General features: G+C 74.6%; 18 protein-coding genes and 1 riboswitch. Of the genes, 12 read left to right on the forward strand and 6 right to left on the reverse strand.

All coding sequences use genetic code 11. The annotated features are described in order from the left end of the window. Nucleotides 1–71: 71 nt before the first annotated feature. Together HCC30_RS26010 and HCC30_RS26015 are read right to left on the reverse strand one after the other, a co-directional pair. Complete coding sequence (locus HCC30_RS26010) at nt 72–1,292, reverse strand: glycosyltransferase (protein ID WP_169445242.1); 1,221 nt, start codon at nt 1,290–1,292, stop codon at nt 72–74. A 105-nt stretch (nt 1,293–1,397) separates the two neighbouring features. Further along, a complete protein-coding gene (locus tag HCC30_RS26015) occupies nt 1,398–2,711 on the reverse strand; it encodes a UDP-glucose/GDP-mannose dehydrogenase family protein (protein ID WP_169445243.1) in 1,314 nt (437 codons plus the stop codon). A gap of 230 nt (nt 2,712–2,941) precedes the next feature. On the opposite strand from HCC30_RS26015, the gene HCC30_RS26020 reads away from it, so the two are divergent. Next, on the forward strand, nt 2,942–3,658 hold the full coding sequence (locus HCC30_RS26020) for a TetR/AcrR family transcriptional regulator (protein WP_169445244.1): 717 nt from the start codon (nt 2,942–2,944) through the stop codon (nt 3,656–3,658). On the opposite strand, the gene HCC30_RS29250 is transcribed toward HCC30_RS26020, so the two are convergent. After that, nucleotides 3,655–5,214: a tetratricopeptide repeat protein gene (locus tag HCC30_RS29250; RefSeq protein ID WP_169445245.1), complete on the reverse strand. Its 1,560-nt coding sequence runs from the start codon at nt 5,212–5,214 to the stop codon at nt 3,655–3,657. The two genes, HCC30_RS26020 and HCC30_RS29250, sit on opposite strands and share 4 nt — an antisense overlap. A 117-nt stretch (nt 5,215–5,331) precedes the next feature. Next, nucleotides 5,332–6,213: an alpha/beta hydrolase gene (locus HCC30_RS26030; RefSeq protein WP_169445246.1), complete on the reverse strand. Its 882-nt coding sequence runs from the start codon at nt 6,211–6,213 to the stop codon at nt 5,332–5,334. A gap of 219 nt (nt 6,214–6,432) precedes the next feature. After that, nucleotides 6,433–6,563: riboswitch (FMN riboswitch) on the forward strand. Nucleotides 6,564–6,754: 191 nt separating this feature from the next. Between HCC30_RS26030 and ribD the strand changes: the two genes are divergently transcribed. The 10 genes from ribD to HCC30_RS26080 all read left to right on the forward strand — a co-directional run bounded on the left by ribD (nt 6,755) and on the right by HCC30_RS26080 (nt 15,832). Beyond that, nucleotides 6,755–7,885 (forward strand): bifunctional diaminohydroxyphosphoribosylaminopyrimidine deaminase/5-amino-6-(5-phosphoribosylamino)uracil reductase RibD, encoded by a 1,131-nt coding sequence (gene ribD, locus HCC30_RS26035; protein WP_169445373.1) that lies wholly within the window; start codon nt 6,755–6,757, stop codon nt 7,883–7,885. Beyond that, the gene (locus HCC30_RS26040) at nt 7,886–8,506 is read left to right on the forward strand and encodes a riboflavin synthase (protein ID WP_169445247.1); all 621 of its coding nucleotides are present in this window, start codon (nt 7,886–7,888) and stop codon (nt 8,504–8,506) included. Then, entirely contained in the window at nt 8,503–9,192 is a 690-nt protein-coding gene (locus HCC30_RS26045; RefSeq protein ID WP_346776819.1) for a nicotinamide mononucleotide transporter family protein, read from the forward strand. Before HCC30_RS26040 ends, HCC30_RS26045 begins: the two co-directional genes overlap by 4 nt. Then, nucleotides 9,189–10,517: a bifunctional 3,4-dihydroxy-2-butanone-4-phosphate synthase/GTP cyclohydrolase II gene (locus HCC30_RS26050; protein ID WP_169445248.1), complete on the forward strand. Its 1,329-nt coding sequence runs from the start codon at nt 9,189–9,191 to the stop codon at nt 10,515–10,517. Before HCC30_RS26045 ends, HCC30_RS26050 begins: the two co-directional genes overlap by 4 nt. 73 nt (nt 10,518–10,590) lie before the next feature. Beyond that, on the forward strand, nt 10,591–11,076 hold the full coding sequence (ribH, locus tag HCC30_RS26055) for a 6,7-dimethyl-8-ribityllumazine synthase (protein WP_169445249.1): 486 nt from the start codon (nt 10,591–10,593) through the stop codon (nt 11,074–11,076). A 35-nt stretch (nt 11,077–11,111) separates the two neighbouring features. Beyond that, complete coding sequence (locus tag HCC30_RS26060) at nt 11,112–11,384, forward strand: phosphoribosyl-ATP diphosphatase (protein WP_169445250.1); 273 nt, start codon at nt 11,112–11,114, stop codon at nt 11,382–11,384. A 174-nt stretch (nt 11,385–11,558) separates the two neighbouring features. Then, entirely contained in the window at nt 11,559–12,407 is an 849-nt protein-coding gene (gene hisG / locus HCC30_RS26065) for an ATP phosphoribosyltransferase (protein ID WP_169445251.1), read from the forward strand. A 53-nt stretch (nt 12,408–12,460) separates the two neighbouring features. Then, a complete protein-coding gene (locus HCC30_RS26070) occupies nt 12,461–12,907 on the forward strand; it encodes a PH domain-containing protein (protein ID WP_169445252.1) in 447 nt (148 codons plus the stop codon). A 280-nt stretch (nt 12,908–13,187) separates the two neighbouring features. After that, on the forward strand, nt 13,188–14,648 hold the full coding sequence (locus tag HCC30_RS26075; protein WP_169445253.1) for a hemolysin family protein: 1,461 nt from the start codon (nt 13,188–13,190) through the stop codon (nt 14,646–14,648). Beyond that, the gene (locus HCC30_RS26080) at nt 14,645–15,832 is read left to right on the forward strand and encodes a hemolysin family protein (RefSeq protein ID WP_169445254.1); all 1,188 of its coding nucleotides are present in this window, start codon (nt 14,645–14,647) and stop codon (nt 15,830–15,832) included. The genes HCC30_RS26075 and HCC30_RS26080 overlap by 4 nt, the downstream gene beginning before the upstream one ends. On the opposite strand, the gene HCC30_RS26085 is transcribed toward HCC30_RS26080, so the two are convergent. Both HCC30_RS26085 and HCC30_RS26090 read right to left on the reverse strand, forming a co-directional pair. Then, entirely contained in the window at nt 15,750–17,786 is a 2,037-nt protein-coding gene (locus tag HCC30_RS26085; RefSeq protein WP_169445376.1) for an AAA family ATPase, read from the reverse strand. The two genes, HCC30_RS26080 and HCC30_RS26085, sit on opposite strands and share 83 nt — an antisense overlap. A gap of 549 nt (nt 17,787–18,335) precedes the next feature. Beyond that, the gene (locus tag HCC30_RS26090) at nt 18,336–18,992 is read right to left on the reverse strand and encodes a hypothetical protein (RefSeq protein WP_169445255.1); all 657 of its coding nucleotides are present in this window, start codon (nt 18,990–18,992) and stop codon (nt 18,336–18,338) included. Nucleotides 18,993–19,241: 249 nt separating this feature from the next. On the opposite strand from HCC30_RS26090, the gene HCC30_RS26095 reads away from it, so the two are divergent. Further along, nucleotides 19,242–20,645, forward strand: coding sequence for a C39 family peptidase (locus HCC30_RS26095; protein WP_240979901.1), 1,404 nt, complete (start codon nt 19,242–19,244; stop codon nt 20,643–20,645).

Raw genomic sequence — 20,645 nt, forward strand, 5'->3', positions numbered from 1 at the left:
GTTGCTTCCTTGGTGGTCGGTCTCGGGCCGCGGCTGCGCGGGCCCCGCCGGGGCGGAGCCCGCGCGGGGGCTCAGCCGGCCAGCTTCTCCAGGTCCGCGACGGCGCTGTCGACCTCGGGGAGCGCCAGCATCGCCAGCCGGGCGCGCCGGGCGGCGGCCGCGACACCGTCGTCCGCGAGCAGGCCGCGGATGACGGCGGCGGCGCCCTCGGGCGAACGGTCGGTGATCTCGCGGCCGATGCCGAGCTCCGTCGCGCGCTGCGCGTTCGGGTGCTGGTCCCCGAACTGCGGCAGGACGGCGATCGGCGTGCCGGTGCGCAGCGATTCGCGGACGCTGTTGAAGCCGCCGTGGGTGAGGAACACGTCCGCCGCCTCCAGCAGCAGCGGCTGCGGCAGCCGCTCGGTGAGGTGGACGTGCGGCGGCAGCCCGCTCCCGTCGACCGGCACCCCGCCGGTGGCGACGATCACCTCGCACTCCTCCAGCAGGCCGCCGGTTCGGACGATGCTCTGCAGGGTGGCGGCGGGATCGGGCTGGGGGAACGGGTACCAGTCGTCCTTCTCGCGCTGCTCCATCTGCGTGTGCATCATCGGCAGCGCGGTGCCGAGGGCGGCGAACACCAGCGGGCGGTCGGTGGGCAGTTCGGCGACCCAGCGGGGCAGGACGGAGCTGCGCTCGACGTTCACCGTCTGCCGGTACGAGAGGGACGGCGGCACGTGCAGGGCGAAGGAGTACGCGTCCGGGACGTAGTCCACGCGGCCGTGCGCCACCACCGACAGCGGATCGTCGTCGGCGGGGAGGCCCAGTTCCTTGCGCAGGGTGGTGAGGCCGGGCACGAAGAGCGCCGGGTCGAAGGAGTTGACCAGGCCGGACGGGGTGGGCAGGTGCGGGATGCCGAGCCGTTCGCCGATCAGGCAGGTGCTCAGGTCCATGCCGTCGCGCAGCATCAGGGAGGGACGGAACTCCTCCACGAGCGGCAGCAGGATCTCGTGCATGGACCGGGCCAGGGAGCCGGACAGCCCGCCGGCCATGAGCTTGACCATGAACTGCGTCAGCTCGGCGGGGTCCTCCGGGAGGTCGGCCCTGGTGAGGCCGTCGGCCCGCTCCAGGATGGTGCGCGCGTTGAACTCGGGGAAGACGGCGTCCACGGTCAGGTCGTCGTCCGCGAAGAGGGGGGCGATGTGGGAGGTGGTGGCCACCCGCACCTCGTGTCCGGCGGCGGACAGGGCGCGGAGCAGCGGCAGTTGGGCACGCCCGTGCGAGGGGCTGCCGATGGTGGTGCACAGAACCCGCATGTGAGGGCCTTTCTGTTCGGTCCTGGCTGGGTGCGGAGCCGCCGTGCGTTCTGCGTCCGGCGGCGCGGGGAACCGGGCCCCGAGAATGCGGGCCGGGGAGGGGGTTCAGGTGGTCAGGGCGGCCGTGCGGCCGATGCCCTGCCAGCTCAGGCCGGCCGCCTCCAGGCGGGCCGGGTCCAGGATGTTCCGGAAGTCGTGGACGAGCCGTCCGTCGAGCAGCCCGGCGAGCCGCGTCCAGTCCAGCTCGCGGAACTCGGGCCACTCGGTGAGCACCAGGCAGGCGGCGGCGCCGGTGACGGCCTCGGCCGGGTCGTCGGTGAGGGTGAGCAGATCGCTGAGGTCCGGGCGGGTCTCGCACAGCGCCGGGTCGTAGGCGTACAGCTCGGCGCCGCGTGCGCGCAGGGCGCGGGCGATGGCCAGGGCGGGGGAGTCCCGCAGGTCGGAGGTGCCGGCCTTGAAGGCGAGCCCGAGCAGCGCCAGCCGCACGCCGCGCAGCGTGCCGTCGGGGCCCGCGCAGCCGGCGGCGACGCGGTCGACGAGCTGCCGCTGGTGTTCGACGTTCGTCTCGATCGTGGCCCGCAGCAGCGGGAACTCGACGCCGGCCTGTTCGCAGATGCTGAGCAGCGCGTGGGTGTCCTTGGGCAGGCAGGAGCCGCCCCAGCCGGGTCCTGGCTGGAGGAAGGCCGCGCCGACGCGGGGGTCGTGCCCGAGGCCCGTCGTGACGTCGCCGATGTCGGCGCCGAAGCGTTCGCAGACGGCGGCGAGGTTGTTGGCGAAGGACAGCTTCATGGCGAGGAAGAAGTTCGCGGCGTACTTGGTGAGTTCGGCGCTGGCCGGGTCGGTGAGCACCAGCGGGGCGCCGAGCGGCGCGTACAGCTCGGCCACGCGGCGGCCCGCCTCCCGGTCGGCGGCGCCGACGACGACGCGGTCGGGGTGCAGGAAGTCGTGCACCGCGTGGCCCTCGCGCAGGAACTCGGGGTTGCTGACGACGTGCACGTCCGGGCGGCCGATCAGCGCCGCGACGCGTTCCGACGTGCCCACCGGGACGGTGGACTTGTTGACCACGGCGCAGCCGGCCGGCAGCACCGCGCGGATCTCCGCGGCGACGGCCTCGACGGCGGCCAGGTCGGCGGCACCGCCGGCGCCCATCGGCGTGGGCAGGCAGAGGAACACCACGCCGGCGCCGGTGACGGCGGCGGGGGTGTCCTGGCCGAATTCCAGCAGCCCCGAGTCGAGCCCCTCGCGGACGAGTCCGGGCAGGCCGGGTTCGAGGATGTCGACCTCGGCCCGGCGCAGCCGCGCGACCTTGTGCGGGTCGGCGTCGGCGCACACCACGCGGTGTCCGAGGGAGGCCAGGGCGGCGCCCGTGGTCAGTCCCACGTAGCCGGTGCCGACGACGGCTATGTGTCCTTCGCGCATGGTTGAGCCCCATCTCCTGCCGTGCGGGCGGGCGTTGACGGCGCCACGGTCCCTGGGGAACGGTTCGCCGACGATCGTTCACACGAACGCCGTACTCCACGAACATAAGCCACGGCACGGTGAGTTGGTCAACGGTCGATGACAACGAACGGTGACTTCCGGACAGTCTCGTGAAGCTGGACGATGTGCTGTTCGAACGAAGATCAGCCGGCGGAGGCAGAGGTACCGAAGTGGACGCACCGAAGACACAGGAAACCGCAGGTCAGGGCCCGCATCACGGGGCCGGTCCGGAACGTGCCGACGAGGCGCGCCCGGCGCGCGGCGGCCGGAGGCGCACCGCCTCCGGGACCCGCTCCGCGCTGCTCGCCGCCGCCGCGCTGCGCTTCGGCCGGTACGGCTACGACGGCGCCAGCATCCGCGACATCGCCAGGGACGCGGGGGTGGACGCGGCCCTGGTCTACCGCTACTTCGGCTCCAAGGAGGCGCTGTTCACGTCCGTCTCCGAGGACAGCGCCGCGCTCTTCGGGCCGCTGCTGGAGACCCCGCTGGACGAAGTGGCCGCCTGGATGTGCGACTTCGTCTCCAGCGGCCCGCCGGATGACGAGATCCCGCACCCCGTCCTGTCCGCCCTGCGCTCCTCCGGCCGCGAGGAGACGCTCGCGCGTCTGCGTGACGAGGTGGCGGAGGTCTTCTCGGCCAAATTCGCGGCCCGGCTGGACGGGCCCGACGCGGAGATACGCGCCGAACTGCTCGCCGCCTGGCTGCTCGGAACGAGCCTGCTGCGCAAGGCGTTCCGCACCCCCGCCCTCGACTCCGCCTCCGAGGACACCCTCCACACCCACCTGAGCCACGGCATCACCGCCCTCCTCGGCCCCGCGGCGCCCACGAGCGGCGGGCCGCCCCCGTGCGGCTGCGACTGCCCGGTGACGGGGGAGCGGGAGGGCTAGGGGCGCCCGTCGCCGCCTGCCCGGGAGCGCCGGGTGTCCGGGTGGTCCTCGCCCAGCACCCGCCGGCGGCGCCGCAGGGTGTCCTCGCGCAGCATCCGGGCGGCCTCGCGCTCGCCCAGCTGCGCCAGGGAGGAGGCGAGCGAGCCGGCCTCGGCCAGGGTGTCCGGATGGTCGTCCCCGAGCGTCGCCCGGTACCGCCGCAGGGTGTCCTCGCCGAGGGCCCGTGCCGCCTCGTGGTCCCCCAGCATCCGCATGCCGAGCGCGAGGTTGCCCGCGGTGCGCAGGGTGGCCGGGTGGTCGGGGCCGAGTGCGCGGGTGCTGCGCCGCAGCGTCTCCGTGTGCGCCTCCCTGGCCTGTTCGTACGCGCCGAGCTCCATCAGGCAGGCGGCGAGGTTGCCGCCCGCGGTCAGGGTGTCCGGGTGGTCCTCGCCGAGGACCCGGGCCGTCCGCGGCACGAGGTCCTCCCACAGCTCCCGCGCCTGCCCGGCCGCGCCGTCGGCGAGCAGGCACCCGGCGAGCCGGTTCGTCAGGGCGAGGGTGTGCGGATGGTCCTCGCCGAGGGTCTCGGTCCACCGGCGGAGTGCGGGGCGCGCGAGGGTCACGCCGAGCCGCTGCTGCCCCGTGACGAACAGGTGGCGCACGAAGCGGAGGAGCAGCGCGCGGAACGGCTCGGGCGCGTCCCCGGGAAAGTCGGCGCGGCCGAGCAGCATCCGGACGGGGCCGGAGAGCCGGGCGTATCCGGGCCACGATTCCGGCTGGTCGGGGTCGGCGGGCCGCAGTGCGGCGTCCAGCTCCAGGACGGTGCGGAGCAGCTCCTCGCGGCCGCCGTCCCCGCCCGTGACCGGGGGCGCGGGGTGTCGTTCCGGCGCGGGCTTCTCGACGCGGAGGGCCGGGCAGCCGGGCTGGTGGCCGCCGAAGCCGCAGCCGGAGCTGAGGGCGGACGGGGACCGGCCGTCGAAGAGCGCGGGCACCGGGTACGCCTCGAACGGGGCGCCGTTGTCGTCGAGGACGAGGGTGCCCTCGTGGATGCCGCAGGCCCAGTCGAGCTCCAGCCGCCAGGCGACCTCGTCGCGGCTGGTGACCACCTCGAAGCGGAACTGCTCGACGTCCGTCTCGCTGATCTGGAACGGGAAGTCGGTGCCCTCCGCGTGCAGTCGAGGCGGGTCGGCGTCCAGGTCGGTGCGGAAGTACCGGGGCACGATCGCCCGGCCGAGCCGGGGCGTGAGGCAGGCCGGGCGCGGTGAACGGCGGGAGACCACGACCGCGCGGGCGCCGTGCAGCACCACCGCGCGCCGGGTGCGGGCCTGGAGGGTGACGACGTAGAGCGTGCCGCTGGGCGTCATGAGCCGGGGCGGGTCGCCGTCCACCACCAGATCGGCGAGGCAGGAGCCGGGCTCCCGCCGCACCGCCGGGAGGACCGGGTCGCGCTCGTCCTCGTCGCGGTCGCGGTCGTAGTGGTTGATCTGCACGTTGCGGGCCTGGACGACAGGGCCGTAGTAGTGGCCGTCGGCCACGCTGTTGGTGTGGCTCTCGACAGGCCGGTCCTCGTTGCGCACAGTGCCCTCCTCCGGCGCCCCGGACGGGCGCGCCCTCGGCGGCAGGCTAGGTGTCAACCCCCGTGCGGGGCAGGTGAATTGACCGGAAGTGTGCCAGGCCACGGAGGGCCGTCCGGTTCAGTCCCCGCCCGTGACGAAGCGGGCGGTCTCCGCTCCGGTGCGGGCCGCGTCGCGGCCGAACCGGAGGAGGTGGCTGCCCGCCTCGCTGACCAGGAGACGGGCCCGGGGGAGCGCGGCGGCCAGCGCCTCGGCGTGGGCGAACGGGACGGCGCCGTCCGCGCGGCCCGCGACCACCAGCGCGGGCACGCGGACCTCGGCGAGCAGCGGCTGCGCGCCCCCGGCGAGGTACCGCAGGTCGGTCGCGAACCCGGCGCCGGAGCGCATCCGCCCCAGCAGCGCGGCGAGTTGCTCACGGTCCGCCGCGTCCAGCTCCGCGAGGACCTCGCCCACCGGCCGGGTGGTCAGGCCGCCCAGCAGGAGCCGCAGCCCGAATCCGGGGCGGCGGCGTACGAGCGCGTGTGTGGCGCCCCAGGTCAGCGCCTCGGTGCGGGGGTGGAACAGCAGCCGCCCGGCCGCCCTGGTGCGCAGGTCCGGCCAGGGCAGCGGGCCGACGGCGCTCTCCAGCACGAGCCGGCGCACGAGCCGGGGGCTGCGCGCCGCCAGGGCCACCGCCGTCGGCCCGCCCCCGGAGATCCCGATCACCGCGTCGAGCCTGCGGACGCCGAGCCGCGCGCACAGCTCCTCCGTCGCCGCCGCGAACCGCTCGGGCGACGGCCCGGTGGACACCGGCGTGCGCCCGTAACCGGGCCGGGAGGGGGCCAGGACGGTGTGCCCGGCGGCCGCCAACTCCCGCTCGCCCACGGCGATTCCGGCCCGCATGTGCCCGCCGTGCAGGATCAGCACCGTGCCGGGGCCGCGCCGGTCGAGCCGGTACTCCACGGGCCCCGAGGGCACCCGCGTGAGGTGCGTGGGGCGGTCGGTGCCGGGGGTGCGCTGCACGCGTGCTCTCCGTCGCTCGGTACGGGGCGGCCGGTACGGGCCGTCATGGGGTGCGGACAGCGTTCCACAGTGCCCAACTGCCGGGCGTGCGCGGCGAGTCGGTGCCCGGCGCGCGCGGTGACCCTCCGTCCGGCGACCGCTGCTGTGAGTCAGGCCACAGCGGCCCGCCGGTATGGCCCCGGGCGCCCCGTGGCAGACTGGACGCAGAACCAGTGACGTCAGCGCACTCCGGGGTCGGTGAAAGTCCGAACCGGCGGTTACAGTCCGCGACCCGATCGCCGCCAGCGGTCGGTTGACCAGGTGAAACTCCTGGACCGACGGTGAAAGTCCGGATGGGAGGCAGTGCGCGACGGGCCGCGAGACGGTTCACCGTCGGCTTCGGCGGTCCGTTCCCCGAGGGGACGGATCTTCCGGATGCCCCCGGTGTGCTCCCCGTTCCGCGTACCCGTGTCTCTTCCCGAAGCGCCCCGGAGTCCGTGCCAGAAGGCAGGAGGACCCGGTGGCCATTCACGCCACAGCGCCGCCCGACGAGCGCGCCGCCATGCGCAGGGCCGTCGAGCTCGCCGCGCGCGGTATCGGCTCCACCAGCCCCAATCCCGTCGTCGGCTGCGTCGTCCTCGACCGCACGGGCCGCACGGTCGGCGAGGGCTGGCACCAGCGCGCCGGCGGCCCGCACGCGGAGATCCACGCGCTCGCCGAGGCCGGCGACGACGCCCGCGGCGGCACCGCCGTCGTCACCCTCGAACCCTGCAACCACACCGGACGCACCGGGCCCTGCGCGCAGGCGCTGATCGACGCCGGGATCGCCCGCGTCGTCTACGCCGTCGCCGACCCCAACCCGACGGCCGAGGGCGGCGGCGCCACCCTCGCCGCCGCCGGCGTCGACGTCGCCACCGGGCTGCTGGAGGACGAGGCCACCGCCGTCAACGCGGCCTGGCTCACCTCGGTCCTCCGCGGCCGCCCGCACGTGACCTGGAAGTACGCCGCGACCCTCGACGGCCGGATCGCCGCGGCCGACGGCTCCAGCCGCTGGATCACCTCCGACGAGGCCCGCGCGGACGTGCACCGGCTGCGCGCCGGTGTCGACGCCGTCGTCGTCGGCTCCGGCACGGCACGCGCCGACGACCCGCACCTCGCGGTGCGCGACGTCCCCGGCGCCGTGCAGCCGCTGCGCGTCGTCGTCGACACCGAGGCCGCCGTCGTCCGCCCCGGCGCGCGCGTCCTCGACGCCGCGGCGCCCACCCTCGTCGCCGTCGCGCGGGACGCGGACACCGCGCCACTCGACGGCGTCGCCGAGTACGTCCGGCTCCCCCGCTCCGCGAGCGGCGCCGGGCTCGACGTGACGGCGCTGCTCGGCGCCCTCCTGGAGCGGGACGTGCGGTCCGTGCTGCTGGAGGGCGGGCCCGCGCTCGCGGGCGCGTTCGTCTCGGCCCGCGTCGTCGACCGGGTCGTCGGCTATCTCGCGCCGGTGCTGCTGGGGGACGGGGCGCCCGCGCTCGGCGACGCCGGAATCAGCACCATCGCCCAGGCGTTGCGGCTGACACTGACCGGTTCCGCACGCCTGGGGCCGGACCTGCGGATCACCGCCGTGCCCCCGGACGCGGTCGGCGCCACCGCCGCCGCCGACCCCGCGTCCCCCGTCCCCTCCGCCCACCCCACCGAGGAGTCCTGAGTGTTCACCGGAATTGTCGAAGAGCTGGGCGAGGTCGTCGCCGTGGAGAACCTCGGGGAGTCCTCCCGCTTCCGGCTGCGCGGCCCCGTCGTCACCGAGGGGGTGCGGCACGGCGACTCGATCGCGGTGAACGGCGTGTGCCTCACCGTCGTCGAGTCCTCCGGGGGCGAGTTCACCGCCGACGTCATCGCCGAGACGCTGCGGCGCAGCAGCCTCGGCGCCCTCGCCGTCGGCTCCCGCGTCAACCTGGAACGCCCGATGGCGCTCGGCGGGCGCCTCGACGGGCACCTCGTGCAGGGCCACGTGGACGGCACCGGCACCATCGAGGAACGCGCCGAGGACGGCACCTTCCGCATCGGACTGCCCCGCGAACTGGCCAGGTACGTCGTGGAGAAGGGCTCGATCACGGTGGACGGCATCAGCCTCACCGTCGTCGAGGCCGGTGACGCGCACTTCACCGTCAGCCTCATCCCCACCACCCTGGAGCTGACCACCCTCGGCACCAAGGGCGCGGGCGAGCCGGTCAACCTGGAGGTCGACGTCCTCGCCAAGTACGTGGAGCGCCTGATGAGCCACGGCAGTCCGGGTGCGGGGGCGGTTCCGGGCGGCGGTGTCCGGTGAGCGCCGTGGACTGGCTCGGCTGGGCCGACGGGCTCAACTCCGAGGCGTTCACCGCCTTCGGGCAGCACGTCATCTGGTCCGACGCCCTCGGCAACACCATCGGCCTCGCCGCCCTCGCCCTCGGCTGGCGCCGCTCCCTGCTGACCTGGCCCGCGCAGCTGCTGTCCGGCCTCGTCCTCATCGCGGCCTACGGCTCGGCGCAGCTCGCGGGCGGCGTCGGCAAGCAGCTCCTGGTCATCGCCGTCGCGGTGTGGGGCTGGCGCCAGTGGAGCCGCGGACGCGGGCAGGCGCAGGACGGGTCGATCGCCGTCCGCTTCGCCAGCGGCTCCGAGCGGGCCTGGCTGATCGCCGGGACGGCGCTCGGCACCGCCCTGGTCGGCGGCCTGTTCTCGCTGGTCCCCGCGCTGTCCTGGAACCCCTGGCCGGACGCCTACATCTTCGTCGGCACCCTCGCCGCGATGGTCGCGCAGGCGCGCGGACTGGTGGAGTTCTGGTTCGCGTGGCTGCTGGTGGACCTGGTGGGCGTCCCGCTCGCCTTCAGCAGCGGACTCGCCTTCTCGGGCTTCGTGTACGTCATCTATCTCGGCCTCGTCCTGTGGGGGCTGCGCGCCTGGTGGCTGCGCTCCCGCCTGGACGCGGCGCAGGGCTCCGAGGCGGAGCCCGCACTGGAAGGAGCCCGGGCATGACCGGCATCACCGCGCAGCAGACCTGGTACGCGGGACACGGCACGGGCGAGGCCGACGACCTCGCCCTGGACCCCGTCGAGCGCGCCGTCGCCGACATCGCGGCGGGGCGGCCCGTCGTGGTCGTCGACGACGAGAGCCGGGAGAACGAGGGCGACCTCGTGATCGCGGCGGAGAAGGCCACGCCCGAGGTCGTCGCCTTCATGATGAGCGAGTGCCGTGGCCTGATCTGCACCCCGATGGAGGGCGAGGACATCGACCGGCTGCGGCTGCCGCAGATGGTGCAGGACAACACCGAGGCGATGAGCACCGCCTTCACCGTCTCCGTCGACGCGGGGCCCGAGCACGGCGTCACCACCGGCATCTCGGCCGCCGACCGCGCCACCACCATCCAGCTCCTGGCGGAGGGCGGCTCGGTGCCGGAGGACTTCGTCCGGCCCGGGCACGTCTTCCCGCTGCGGGCGCGCCCCGGCGGTGTGCTGGTGCGGGCCGGGCACACCGAGGCGGGCGTCGACCTGGCCCGGCTGGCGGGGCTGCGGCCCGCCGCCGCGATCGTCGAGATCGCGGGCGAGGACGGCACCATGCTGCGGCTGCCCGAACTGCTGCCCTTCGCCCGCAAGCACGGGCTCGCGATCATCTCCATCGAGGACCTGATCGCCTACCGCAGGGCCGCCGAGCCGACCGTCCGCCGCGAGGCCGAGACCCGGCTCCCCACCCGGCACGGCACCTTCCGCGCGTACGGCTACCGCTCCACCGCCGACGGCGTCGAGCACATCGCCCTCGTCGCGGGCGACCTCGCCGCGGACGGCGCCGAGGCGGGCGCCGGGGAGGACGTGCTCGTCCGGGTGCACTCCGAGTGCCTGACCGGGGACATCTTCGGCTCGCTGCGCTGCGACTGCGGCCCCCAGCTGGAGGCCTCGCTGGAGCGGGTGCAGGCCGAGGGCAGGGGAGTGGTGCTCTACCTGCGCGGGCACGAGGGCCGCGGCATCGGCCTGATGTCCAAGCTGCGCGCCTACGAACTCCAGGAGCACGGCCGGGACACCCTCGACGCCAACCTGGAGCTCGGCCTGCCCGCCGACGCCCGCGACTACGCCGCGGCCGCGCAGATCCTCGGCGACCTCGGCGTCCGCTCGCTGCGGCTGATGACGAACAACCCGGAGAAGACCGCGGCGCTGGTGCGGCACGGGCTGCGGGTCACGGGGCGGGTGCCGATGCCCGTCCAGGCCGGCGAGCACAACCTCCGCTATCTGCGCACCAAGCGCGACCGGATGGGCCACGACCTGCCCTGGCTGGAGGCCGAACGCGCCTCCGCCTGCGGCAACCAGTGACACCGTCCCAAATCCCCCCGAAACACCTGAAGTTCCCCCGGAAAAACCCCGCATCCGCACAGAGGAGAAGCGCGTGAGTGGCAAGGGCGCACCCGAACTGACCGTCAAGAACTGCCAGGACCTCCGCGTCGCGGTCGTCGCGGCCCAGTGGCACGAGCAGATCATGGACGGTCTCGTCGACGGCGCCCTGCGCGCCCTGGCCGAGCTCGGCATCGACGAGCCGACCCTGCTGCGGGTCCCCGGCAGCTTCGAACTCCCCGTCGTCACCAAGGTCCTGGCCGGCCGCGGCTACGACGCGGTCGTCGCGCTCGGCGTCGTCATCAAGGGCGGCACTCCGCACTTCGACTACGTCTGCCAGGGCGTCACCCAGGGCCTCACCCAGGTCTCCACCGACACCGGCGTCCCCGTCGGATTCGGTGTGCTGACCTGCGACACCGAGGAGCAGGCCCTGGACCGGGCCGGTCTGGAGGGCTCCACCGAGGACAAGGGGCACGAGGCCGTCACCGCCGCAGTGGCCACCGCCACGACCCTGCGCACCGTCTCCGAACCCTGGCGCTGAGGGCCCCGGGCCGACCACGTAGGGTGAGAGACACCATGGCGAACAAGACATTCGAGGAGCTCCACGCCGAGCTCCAGCAGAAGGCCGCCACCGGCGACCCCATCACCTCCCGTACCGCGGAGCTCGTCTCCCAGGGCGTGCACGCGATCGGCAAGAAGGTCGTCGAGGAGGCCGCCGAGGTGTGGATGGCCGCCGAGTACGAGGGGGAGGACGCCACCGCGGAGGAGATCTCCCAGCTCCTCTACCATGTGCAGGTGCTCATGGTCGCCCGGGGCATCTCCCTCGACGACGTATACGCTCACCTCTGAGCCGACGGCTCCGAGCCGCCGGGCAGGCCCGATCCCCGCAGTCCGCGATCCGGACCGCCGGACGGGCCCGTACCGCCCCCGCGTCCGGCGGGCGGACCGGCACCACATCTCCAGCACCGCAACCGAGCACCGTGCTCGAACACCCCAGCTCTCTACGCGAAGGAAGCCCGCCCCATGCTGCGCATCGCCGTCCCCAACAAGGGTTCACTGTCCGAGCCTGCGTCGGCGATGCTCCATGAGGCGGGCTACCGGCAGCGCAAGGACCGCCGCGAGCTGGTCCTCGTGGACAGCGAGAACGAGGTCGAGTTCTTCTTCCTCCGTCCTCGCGACATCGCCGTCTACGTCGGCTCCGGCAAGCTGGACATCGGCATCACGGGCCGCGACCTGCTGCTGGACTCCGGCGCCTCCGCCGAGGAGATCCTCCAGCTCGGCTTCGCCGGCTCCACCTTCCGCTACGCGACGATCCCCGGCACCGCCAAGGACGTGAGCGAGTTCGGCGGCAAGACCGTCGCGACGTCCTTCTCCGGGCTGGTCACCAAGCACCTCGCCGACAAGGGCGTGGACGCCTCCGTGGTGCACCTCGACGGCGCCGTCGAGACCGCCATCCAGCTCGGCGTCGCCGAGATCATCGCCGACGTCGTGGAGACCGGCACCACGCTCCGCAACGCGGGCCTGGAGATCATCAGCGAGCCGATCCTGCACTCCGAGGCCGTCGTCATCCGCGGCGAGGGCGCGAGCGAGGACGACCCCAAGGTCCAGCAGTTCCTGCGCCGCATGCAGGGCGTCCTCGTCGCCCGCCGGTACGTGATGATGGACTACGACATCCGCGCCGAGCACCTGGAGGCCGCGGTGGCCCTCACCCCGGGACTGGAGTCGCCGACGGTGTCCCCGCTGCACGACCAGGGCTGGGTCGCCGTCCGCTCCATGGTGCGGACGAACGAGGCACAGCGGATCATGGACGATCTCTACGCCCTCGGCGCCCGCGCCATCCTCACCACCGGCATCCACGCCTGCCGCCTCTGAGCGCCGGCCCCGCACCCAGCACCAACTCAGCACACGAGCACCGGGATTCGCCCATGTCCGCCCAACTGCCCGCGCTCCCCGTCACGTTCCGGCCGGGGCGCACCCGTGCCGTCCTGATCAGCGTCGGGGTGGCGGTGTTCGCCGTCATCACGGCGATCGCGATGATCCTTCCGACGCTGGGCGCGGGGGAGCGGATGACCTTCGTCGTCACCGGCCTGCTGTTCTTCGGCGTCCTCCTGCTGCTCGCCCGCCCGCACGTCACGGCGGACGAGCAGGGCGTCACCGTCGTCAACCTGACGACGAAGCGGCGACTGGAATGGGCGGAAGTGCTGCGCGTCAACCTCCGCGCCGGCGACCCCTGGGTGTACCTGGACCTCGCCGACGGCACCAGTCTGCCCGCGATGGGCATCCAGCCCGGCATCGGCCGGCAGCAGGCCCTCGCCGACGCCCGTGCGCTGCGGGCCCTGAGCGAGAGCCGCGGTACGAGCCCCGCCTCCTGACACCACCGGCGCCGCCCCGGCCGCCCCCGTCCACGGGGCGCCCGGGGCGGCGCCGTACTCTCCCCCGCGCGATCCGGAGCCCAACTCTCCGCCCGGCGGCCCTGCCCACGCCACCGTCCCCGTGGCTACTCTGGGCCGCGGCGGTGTGCCGTCCCGCACCGGCGACGGCCGCACCGCCGTACCGCGCACCCCGATCCGAGGAGTGACTTCCTACCGCGATGGACGGTTCGTCCGGCAGTACCCGCGCCGTGTCCTTCGGTGAACACCGGGGAGGCACGGCATGACTCTCCCGCTCCTGCTGCTCGCAGCGGCCTTCCTGCTGATCCTCGCCAACGGCTTCTTCGTGGCCGCCGAGTTCGGCCTCGTCACGGTCGAGAAGGCGGACGCCGAACGGGCCGCGGCGCGCGGCGACCGCGGCGCCCGGCACGTCACCGCCGCGCTCCGCGAGCTGTCCTTCCAGCTCTCCGGCACCCAACTGGGCATCACCCTCACCTCGTTGGTCGTCGGCATGCTCTCCGAGCCCGCGCTCGCGCGGCTGCTCAGCGGACCGCTGACGGCCGCCGGGCTGCCCGAGGGCGCGGTGGGCGGCACGGCGGTGGCCGTCGGCATGTTCACCGCCTCCGCCGTGCAGATGGTCATCGGCGAACTCGTGCCGAAGAACTGGGCCGTCTCCCGCCCGCTGGCCGTCGCCCGGTTCGTCGCCGGCCCGCAGCGCGCCTTCTCCGGCGCCTTCCGCCCGGTGATCACGCTGCTCAACACCGCTGCCAACCGGATGGTCCGCGCCTGCGGCGTGCAGCCCGCCGACGAGCTGGACTCGGCCCGCACCCCCGGCGAACTCGCCTCCCTCGCCCGGCACTCGGCCCGCGCCGGCGCCATCGAGCAGGACACCGCCGACCTCTTCGTCCGCACCCTCTCGCTCTCGCTGGGCGGCCTGACCGCGCAGCACGCGATGACGCCCCGGGTCCGGGTCGCGGCCCTCCAGGCCGAGGCCACCGCCGAGGACGTCCGCAACCTCACCCGCGCCACCGGCCTGTCCCGCTTCCCCGTCTACCGCGAACGGCTGGACGAGGTCACCGGCATCGTCCACCTCAAGGACGCCCTCGCCGTACCCGCGCAGGAGCGGCTGCGGACCCCGGTCGCGCGGATCGCCGTACCGCCGCTCCTCGTCCCGCAGACCCTGCCGTTGCGGCCGCTGCTGGAGCGGCTGCGCAGCGAGGCGCCGATCGCCGTCGTCGTCGACGAGTACGGCGGGACGGCCGGGGTGGTCACCCTGGAGGACATCGTCGAGGAGCTCGTCGGCGAGGTCCGTGACGAGCACGACGGGCACACGCCGCCCCAACTCGCCCCCGCCGCACCGGAGTCGGACGGCCGTCCCGCCTGGGACACCGACGGCGGCTGCCGCGTCGACGCGCTCCGCGCGATCGGCCTGGACGCGCCGGAGGGCCCGTACGAAACCGTCGCCGGACTCGTCGCGGACCTCCTCGGCCGCATCCCCGCCCCCGGCGACACCGCACACCTGCCGGGTCCGCCGGTCAACTGCGGGGAGCACGAGGGCGGTTCGGGTGCGGCGTCCGGTGCGGCCGCCGGATGGCAGCTGCGGGTGCGGACGGTGGCCCACCACCGGGCCGAACGGGTCCGGATCGTCGGGCCGTCGGCGGTGCGGGCGCGGGTTCCGGCACCTGCCGCTCCCGGGCCGCCGCCCGGGGCGCGGGAGGACCTGGCCCAGGCGGTGGCCGGATGAGCGCGCTCCAGCTTCTTCTCGCGGCCCTGCTCGTGCTGGCCAACGGGTTCTTCGTCGGCGCCGAGTTCGCGCTCGTCTCCGTCCGCCGCAGCCAGGTCGAACCGCTCGCGGCGGCGGGCTCCGCGCGCGCCCGGCGGGTCCTGGCCGGGCTGGAGAACCTGCCGCAGATGATGGCCGCCGCGCAGTTCGGCATCACCGTCTGCTCCCTGACGCTCGGCGCCGTCGCCGAACCGACCGTCGCGCACCTGCTGGAACCGGTCTTCGAGGCCGTCCGCATGCCGGCCGCGCTGGTTCACCCCGCCGGGTACGCGATAGCCCTCGCCGTCGTCGTCTTCTTCCATCTCGTCATCGGCGAGATGGTGCCGAAGAACCTCGCGATGGCGGCCCCCGAGCGCACCGCGCTGTGGCTCAGCCCCGCGCTCGTCGCCTTCGCCCGGCTCTGCCGCCCCGTGACCGCCGCCTTCGGCGCCGCCTCGGCGCTGATCCTGCGGCGCTTCGGGGTCGAGCCGAAGGACGAGGTCGAGTCGGTGTTCACCAGCGAACAGCTCACCCACCTCGTCGCCGACTCCCGTCAGGCCGGACTGCTCGGCCCCGAGGAGCACGAGCGGCTCTCCGACGCCCTCGGCCTCGCCTCCCGCCGGCTCTCCGACGTCCTCCTCGCCCGCGACCGGCTGGTGACGGTCGGCCCCGGGGTGACCCCGCGCGAGGTCGAGGAACTGACCGTGCGCACCGGCTACTCGCGCTTCCCGATCTGCGCGCCGGACGGCGCCTTCATGGGATATCTGCACGTCAAGGACGTCCTCGACCAGGTCGAGGCGGACCGCGCCGTCCCCCAGCACCTGTGGCGCCCGATGACGGTCCTGCGCGCCGAACTCCCCCTGGACGAGGCGCTGGGCGCGCTCCGCGCCGCCGCCACCCACCTCGCCGCGGTCGCGGACGGCGGCGGGCGCGTGCTGGGGCTGGTCGCACTGGAGGACGTACTGGAGATGCTCGTCGGCGAGGTCCGCGACCCGGCCCACGACCCGCCACGGCCCGGCACCCGGCAGCCCGGCCCTCAGCCCGGCGCGGCCTACGGACCGGACGACGCCGGCCCCGGCGACGTCACTGCGGGGGAGGAGGCGGGTCGGCGCGGGGACCCTCGGGGCCGCCCCGGCCGGACAGCACCTCACCGTACGCCTGCATGAGGTCGGGCAGCCGCAGCGTCGCCAGGTCCTCCCGGGTGGGGGTGCCGGAGAAGTCGGAGAGGCGCAGGTCGCGGTAGGCGCAGCTCTTCTCGTAGAGGGTGCGCAGGAAGCGGCCGTTGCCCAGCTCGTCGATCCAGCCCTGGCCGACGACGTGGCCGCCGATGCTCAGCAGCTCCTCCTTGGCCTCCTCGTCCCACACGTCGCCGTTCTCCGCGGCCAGCACCTCGCCGATCGCGGTCAGCTCCAGCGGGCGGTAACTGGGGAAGTCCACGCGGGTGGTGAAGCGGGAGGAGAGCCCGGGGTTGGCGGCCAGCAGCCGGTCCATGCCCTCCGGGTAGCCCGCGAGGATCACCACCAGCCGGTCCCGGTTGTCCTCCGCGCGCTTCAGCAGCACCTGGAGTGCCTCGTCGCCGTACGCGTCGCCCTTCGCGTAGCCCGAGTTGGACAGCGCGTACGCCTCGTCGACGAAGAGGACGCCGCCCAGCGCGGAGTCGATCAGCTCGTTCGCCTTGACGGCGGTCTGCCCGAGGAACTCGCCCACCAGATCGGCCCGTTGGGCCTCCACCAGGTGGTCCCCGCCGAGCAGGCCGAGCGCGTGGAAGGCGCGTCCGAGGATGCGGGCCACCGTGGTCTTGCCCGTGCCCGAGGGCCCGGAGAAGACGAAGTGCCGCTTCGGCGGCTGCACCGGCAGGCCCTGTCCGGCGCGCAGCCGCGCCATGTGCAACTGCGCGGACAGCGCCCGCACCTGGCGCTTCACCGGCTCCAGGCCGACCATGCGCTCCAGCTCGTCCAGGGCGCGGGCCAGCAGCACCGGGTCCGTGGGCCCGGCGGGCGCCGGCACGTCACCGGGACCGGCCTGCGGCGGTACGCGCGGCTGCCGGAGCGGCCCCGGGTCCATCCGGGTCGGCGCCGCCGGGTCGGAGGACTCCTCGACGCACAGCGCGTCCGCCTCGGGGTCCAGCTCCGGATCGGCCCACTCCGCCGCGTCCTCGCCGCGCCGGCTGCCACGGGGCGGGTCCGCCTGGCCGTTCCCGGAGCCCGTCCCGCCGAGCATGCCGCCCAGCACGTCGTCGCCAGAGGCGAAGTCCCCGTCCGCCCCGTCAACAGGCCCCGGATTCCCGCCGGTTGACGGGCCCGTCTCCGGGTCGGCGACGGTGACGGCCGTGGCCGGGTCGCCCAGGCCGTCGCCGTCGGCGATGGTGGTCAGGCGGGCGGCCGTGTCCATGAACGTCGGGTCGATGCGGTGCACCGCGCGGTACAGCGGCAGCGCGGCCGCGCTGCGGCCGGTGCCCTCGCGGGCCCGCGCCAGCCAGTACCGCAGCTCCTTGCGCTGGGGCTGCTCGCTGCGGCAGCGCATCAGCGAGGCGGCCAGCAGCGGTTCGGCCTGCCCGTACATCTCCAGCCGCACCCGCGCCATGCCCGCGAACAGGCCCGCCTCGATGCCCAGCAGCGGGTCGTCGACCAGCGGTTCGGTGTGCGCGACGAGCCGGTCCCAGTCCTTGGCGAGGTACGCGCGGCACGCGTGCAGGAAGCGGACCTGCGGGTCGCTCTCGGCCGGCGGGCAGTCCGCCAGCGCGCTGTCCAGCTCGGCGACGTGCCGCCCGTCCAGCCAGTGCGAGGCGTGCGCCAGCAGCAGGTCACGAGGGGACTCCAGGACCGGCTGCACCCACCAGCCCAGCCAGTACCAGGAGTTGAGGGTGCGCTCGTGCCGTGCGCGCTGCTCGCCGAAGCGCCGTCTGCTGTGGTGCATGCGCAGCAGCGCGGTGGCCGTGTCGACGCGGAGGGCGTGCAGCCCCAGCCAGGCGTCGGCCATCCCCGGGTCGAGCCGCACCGCCGTGCGGAACTCCTCCTCGGCCTGCGCGTATCCGCCCACGGTGTACGCGTCGACCCCGCGCAGCCAGGCGAGGTCCGCAGGAGTGTGCAGGCCGCGGGTGTCCTGCCGGCCGAAGTCCATCACGTCCCCCACACACCTGCACCCCCGTCGTCTGCCGTCCGCCGTCGGCCGCTCCCCGCGAGCCCGCCCTGGGCGGTCCTCCTTCAGGGGGTGGTGGACGAAGTGGCCCGGGCCGGGCGGGAGTTGGCGCGAGTCCGCTTCCGGTTCACCCCTGCGCCCCGCGTACCCCACGCCGTTTCCGTATCGTACCTGCGCACCCGGCGCGACCGAAGACCGGCGCAGCCGCCGGTCCGCCGGTGGGCGGGCGGGAGCGAGGCGTCCAGGGGGCCGGGGCAGGGGGCGCGGACGGGCGCGCGGCGCGGTGCCGACCCGGGAGAGAGGATGACGGAGAGTGAGGAGCCAGCGGCACGCAGCTCCCGCTCCGGGCAGAACGAAGCCCCCGATCACGGGGGAACAACCGGGGGCCTCGCGTCTGCAGGGGGCCTGTACAGGCCCCCTGTTGGAAACGTAATCCGGTGACGGCGTCCGGGTCAAGCGCCTCTTTCGTGCGCGCACCCGGGAATGCGCGGAGAGCCCCAAGGGGTCACGCTGGGTAGCGAATTGGGGCCGTCACGGCAGTCCCGCCGGACCCCTCCGCACCCCGTAGCCCCCGTGCCCCTGCGACACCAGAAGATGCGCGTGCGGCAGCGAGGGATCTCCCGCGAAATGCGTACGCTCGGCGCGCGTCCAGCCGTCCCAGAACCGGGCCTGCTCCGGACCGTCCCGCAGCCGCCCGCGCTCCCAGCCCACCGCCTCCGGCAGGTCCATCCACAACAGGCAGGCCAGATACGGGCGCAGCGCCCGCCGCCCGGAGCCGACCCCCTCCACCAGGACCACCGGTGCGGGCGGCAGTTCGCGCCGGTGCGGCCCGAACTCCCCGCGCACCCAGTCGTACACGGCGTGCCGCGCGGGCTGCCCGGCGGCGAACGGCTCCAGCACCTGCCGCCGCACGCGGTCCGTCCACGCGAACAGCGCCTCGTGGCTGGCCAGATCGTCGAGACGGACGACGGGGGCGGGCCCGCCGCCCGGCTCCGCCGCCTCGCCGAGGGCCGCGGCCAGCCGCGTCGCGAAGGTCGACTTCCCCGACCCCGCGTGCCCGTCCACGGCCACCAGCCGCACCGGGCCCACCGACGGCGGCAGCCCCCGCAGCCACGCGGCCAGCGCCGCCGGCTCCCCGCTCGCGGGTACGGACGGGGGAGCGGCGGACGGAGGCGTGGGGCGGGACATCACCCCAGCGTACGGCCCTGCGGCGGCGGGCCGTCCCTTGGCCGCGGCCCGCGCGCATGACGCGCCCGGCGGCGCACCTCTGGCCCGCCGGCCCCCGGAGCGGCGATAGTTGACCTGACGTGGACCTGCCGTCGCACCGGGCCGTCCGCACCCTCCGCACTGCAGGCCGACGCCCCGACCCGCCGCACCTCTGCACCGCCTCCCGCCCGTACTCGTATCCGCACCCGTACCCACTGGGGGAACCCCGAGATGAGCGAGTTGAACGAGATGAACGAGATGAGCAGCAGACCGGCCAAGCGCCGCTCCGTCCTCGCCGCCGCCGTGGCCGTCGCGGCCGGCGCCGTCGCCACGTCCGGCACGCCCGTCCGCGCGGCCTCCGCGCAGCCGGGCCGGTCCGCCCCCGGCACCCGCGCCGCCTCCACCGTCGGCCACCGCGCCTGGACCGCCCACCGCGACTGGCTCACCGGCACCCACGAGGGCACCCGGGCCGTGCAGGGCGGCCGCCCCGGCGTCGTCATCGAGGAGCCGCACGGCACGTACGCGTACAAGGATCCGCACACGGGCCGCGAGCAGACCTGGGAGTACGCCCGCTGGACCTCGCCCGAGCACAGCCCCGAGGCGCCCGCGAGCGAGGCGATCGTCTCCTGGAACGCGCACACCCCGCGCGGCACCTGGATCCGCGCCGAGATCCGGGCGACGTACTCGGACGGCGGCACCTCGCCCTGGTACACGATGGGGATCTGGACCTCGGGCGACGGCGACGACGTGCCCCGCCGCACCTCCGTCGACAAGCAGAAGGACGGCAGCACCAGCGTCTCCACCGACACCCTCGCCGTGGACGACCGCGCCACCGGCCTCCGCGTCACCGCCTACCGGCTGCGCGTCACCCTCTACCGGGCCCGGGGCTCGGACACCGGGCCGACCGTCTGGCGGCTCGGCGCGATGACCTCGGACGTGCCCGACCGCTTCGAGGTGCCCGCCTCGGAGCCGGGCAGGGCCGCGGAACTGAAGGTTCCGCGCTACTCGCAGGAGATCCACAAGGGCCAGTACCCGGAGTACGACGGCGGCGGCGAGGCCTGGTGCAGCCCCACCTCCTCGCAGATGATCCTGGAGTTCTGGGGCCGCAAGCCCACCGCCGAGGACCTGGAGTGGGTCAACCCGGACTACGCCGACCCGCAGGTCTGCCACGCGGCCCGGTACACCTTCGACTACCAGTACGAGGGCTGCGGCAACTGGCCGTTCAACACCGCCTACGCGACCACGTACCGCGACATGCAGGCCGCCGTCACCCGCCTCGACGACCTCGGCCAGGCCGAACGCCTCATCGCCGCGGGCATCCCGCTGATCACTTCCCAGTCCTTCATCGAGTCCGAACTCGACGGAGCCGGCTACGGCACCCCAGGGCACCTCATGACCGTCGTCGGCTTCACCCCCGACGGCGACATCGTCGCCAACGACCCGGCCGCCCCCGACAACCCCTCGGTCCGCCGCGTCTACAAACGCCGCCAGTGGGAGAACATCTGGCTCCGCACCAAGCGCAAGGACGCCGACGGCAAGACCACCAGCGCCACCGGCGGCGTCTGCTACCTGTACTTCCCCCTCGACCTCTCGGACGAACAGCGGGAAGTGCTGGGGGAGTTGGGGGTGCTGTAG

It is taken from the genome of Streptomyces sp. HNM0574 (assembly GCF_012726235.1).
In the GTDB taxonomy this organism is placed as follows: domain Bacteria; phylum Actinomycetota; class Actinomycetes; order Streptomycetales; family Streptomycetaceae; genus Streptomyces.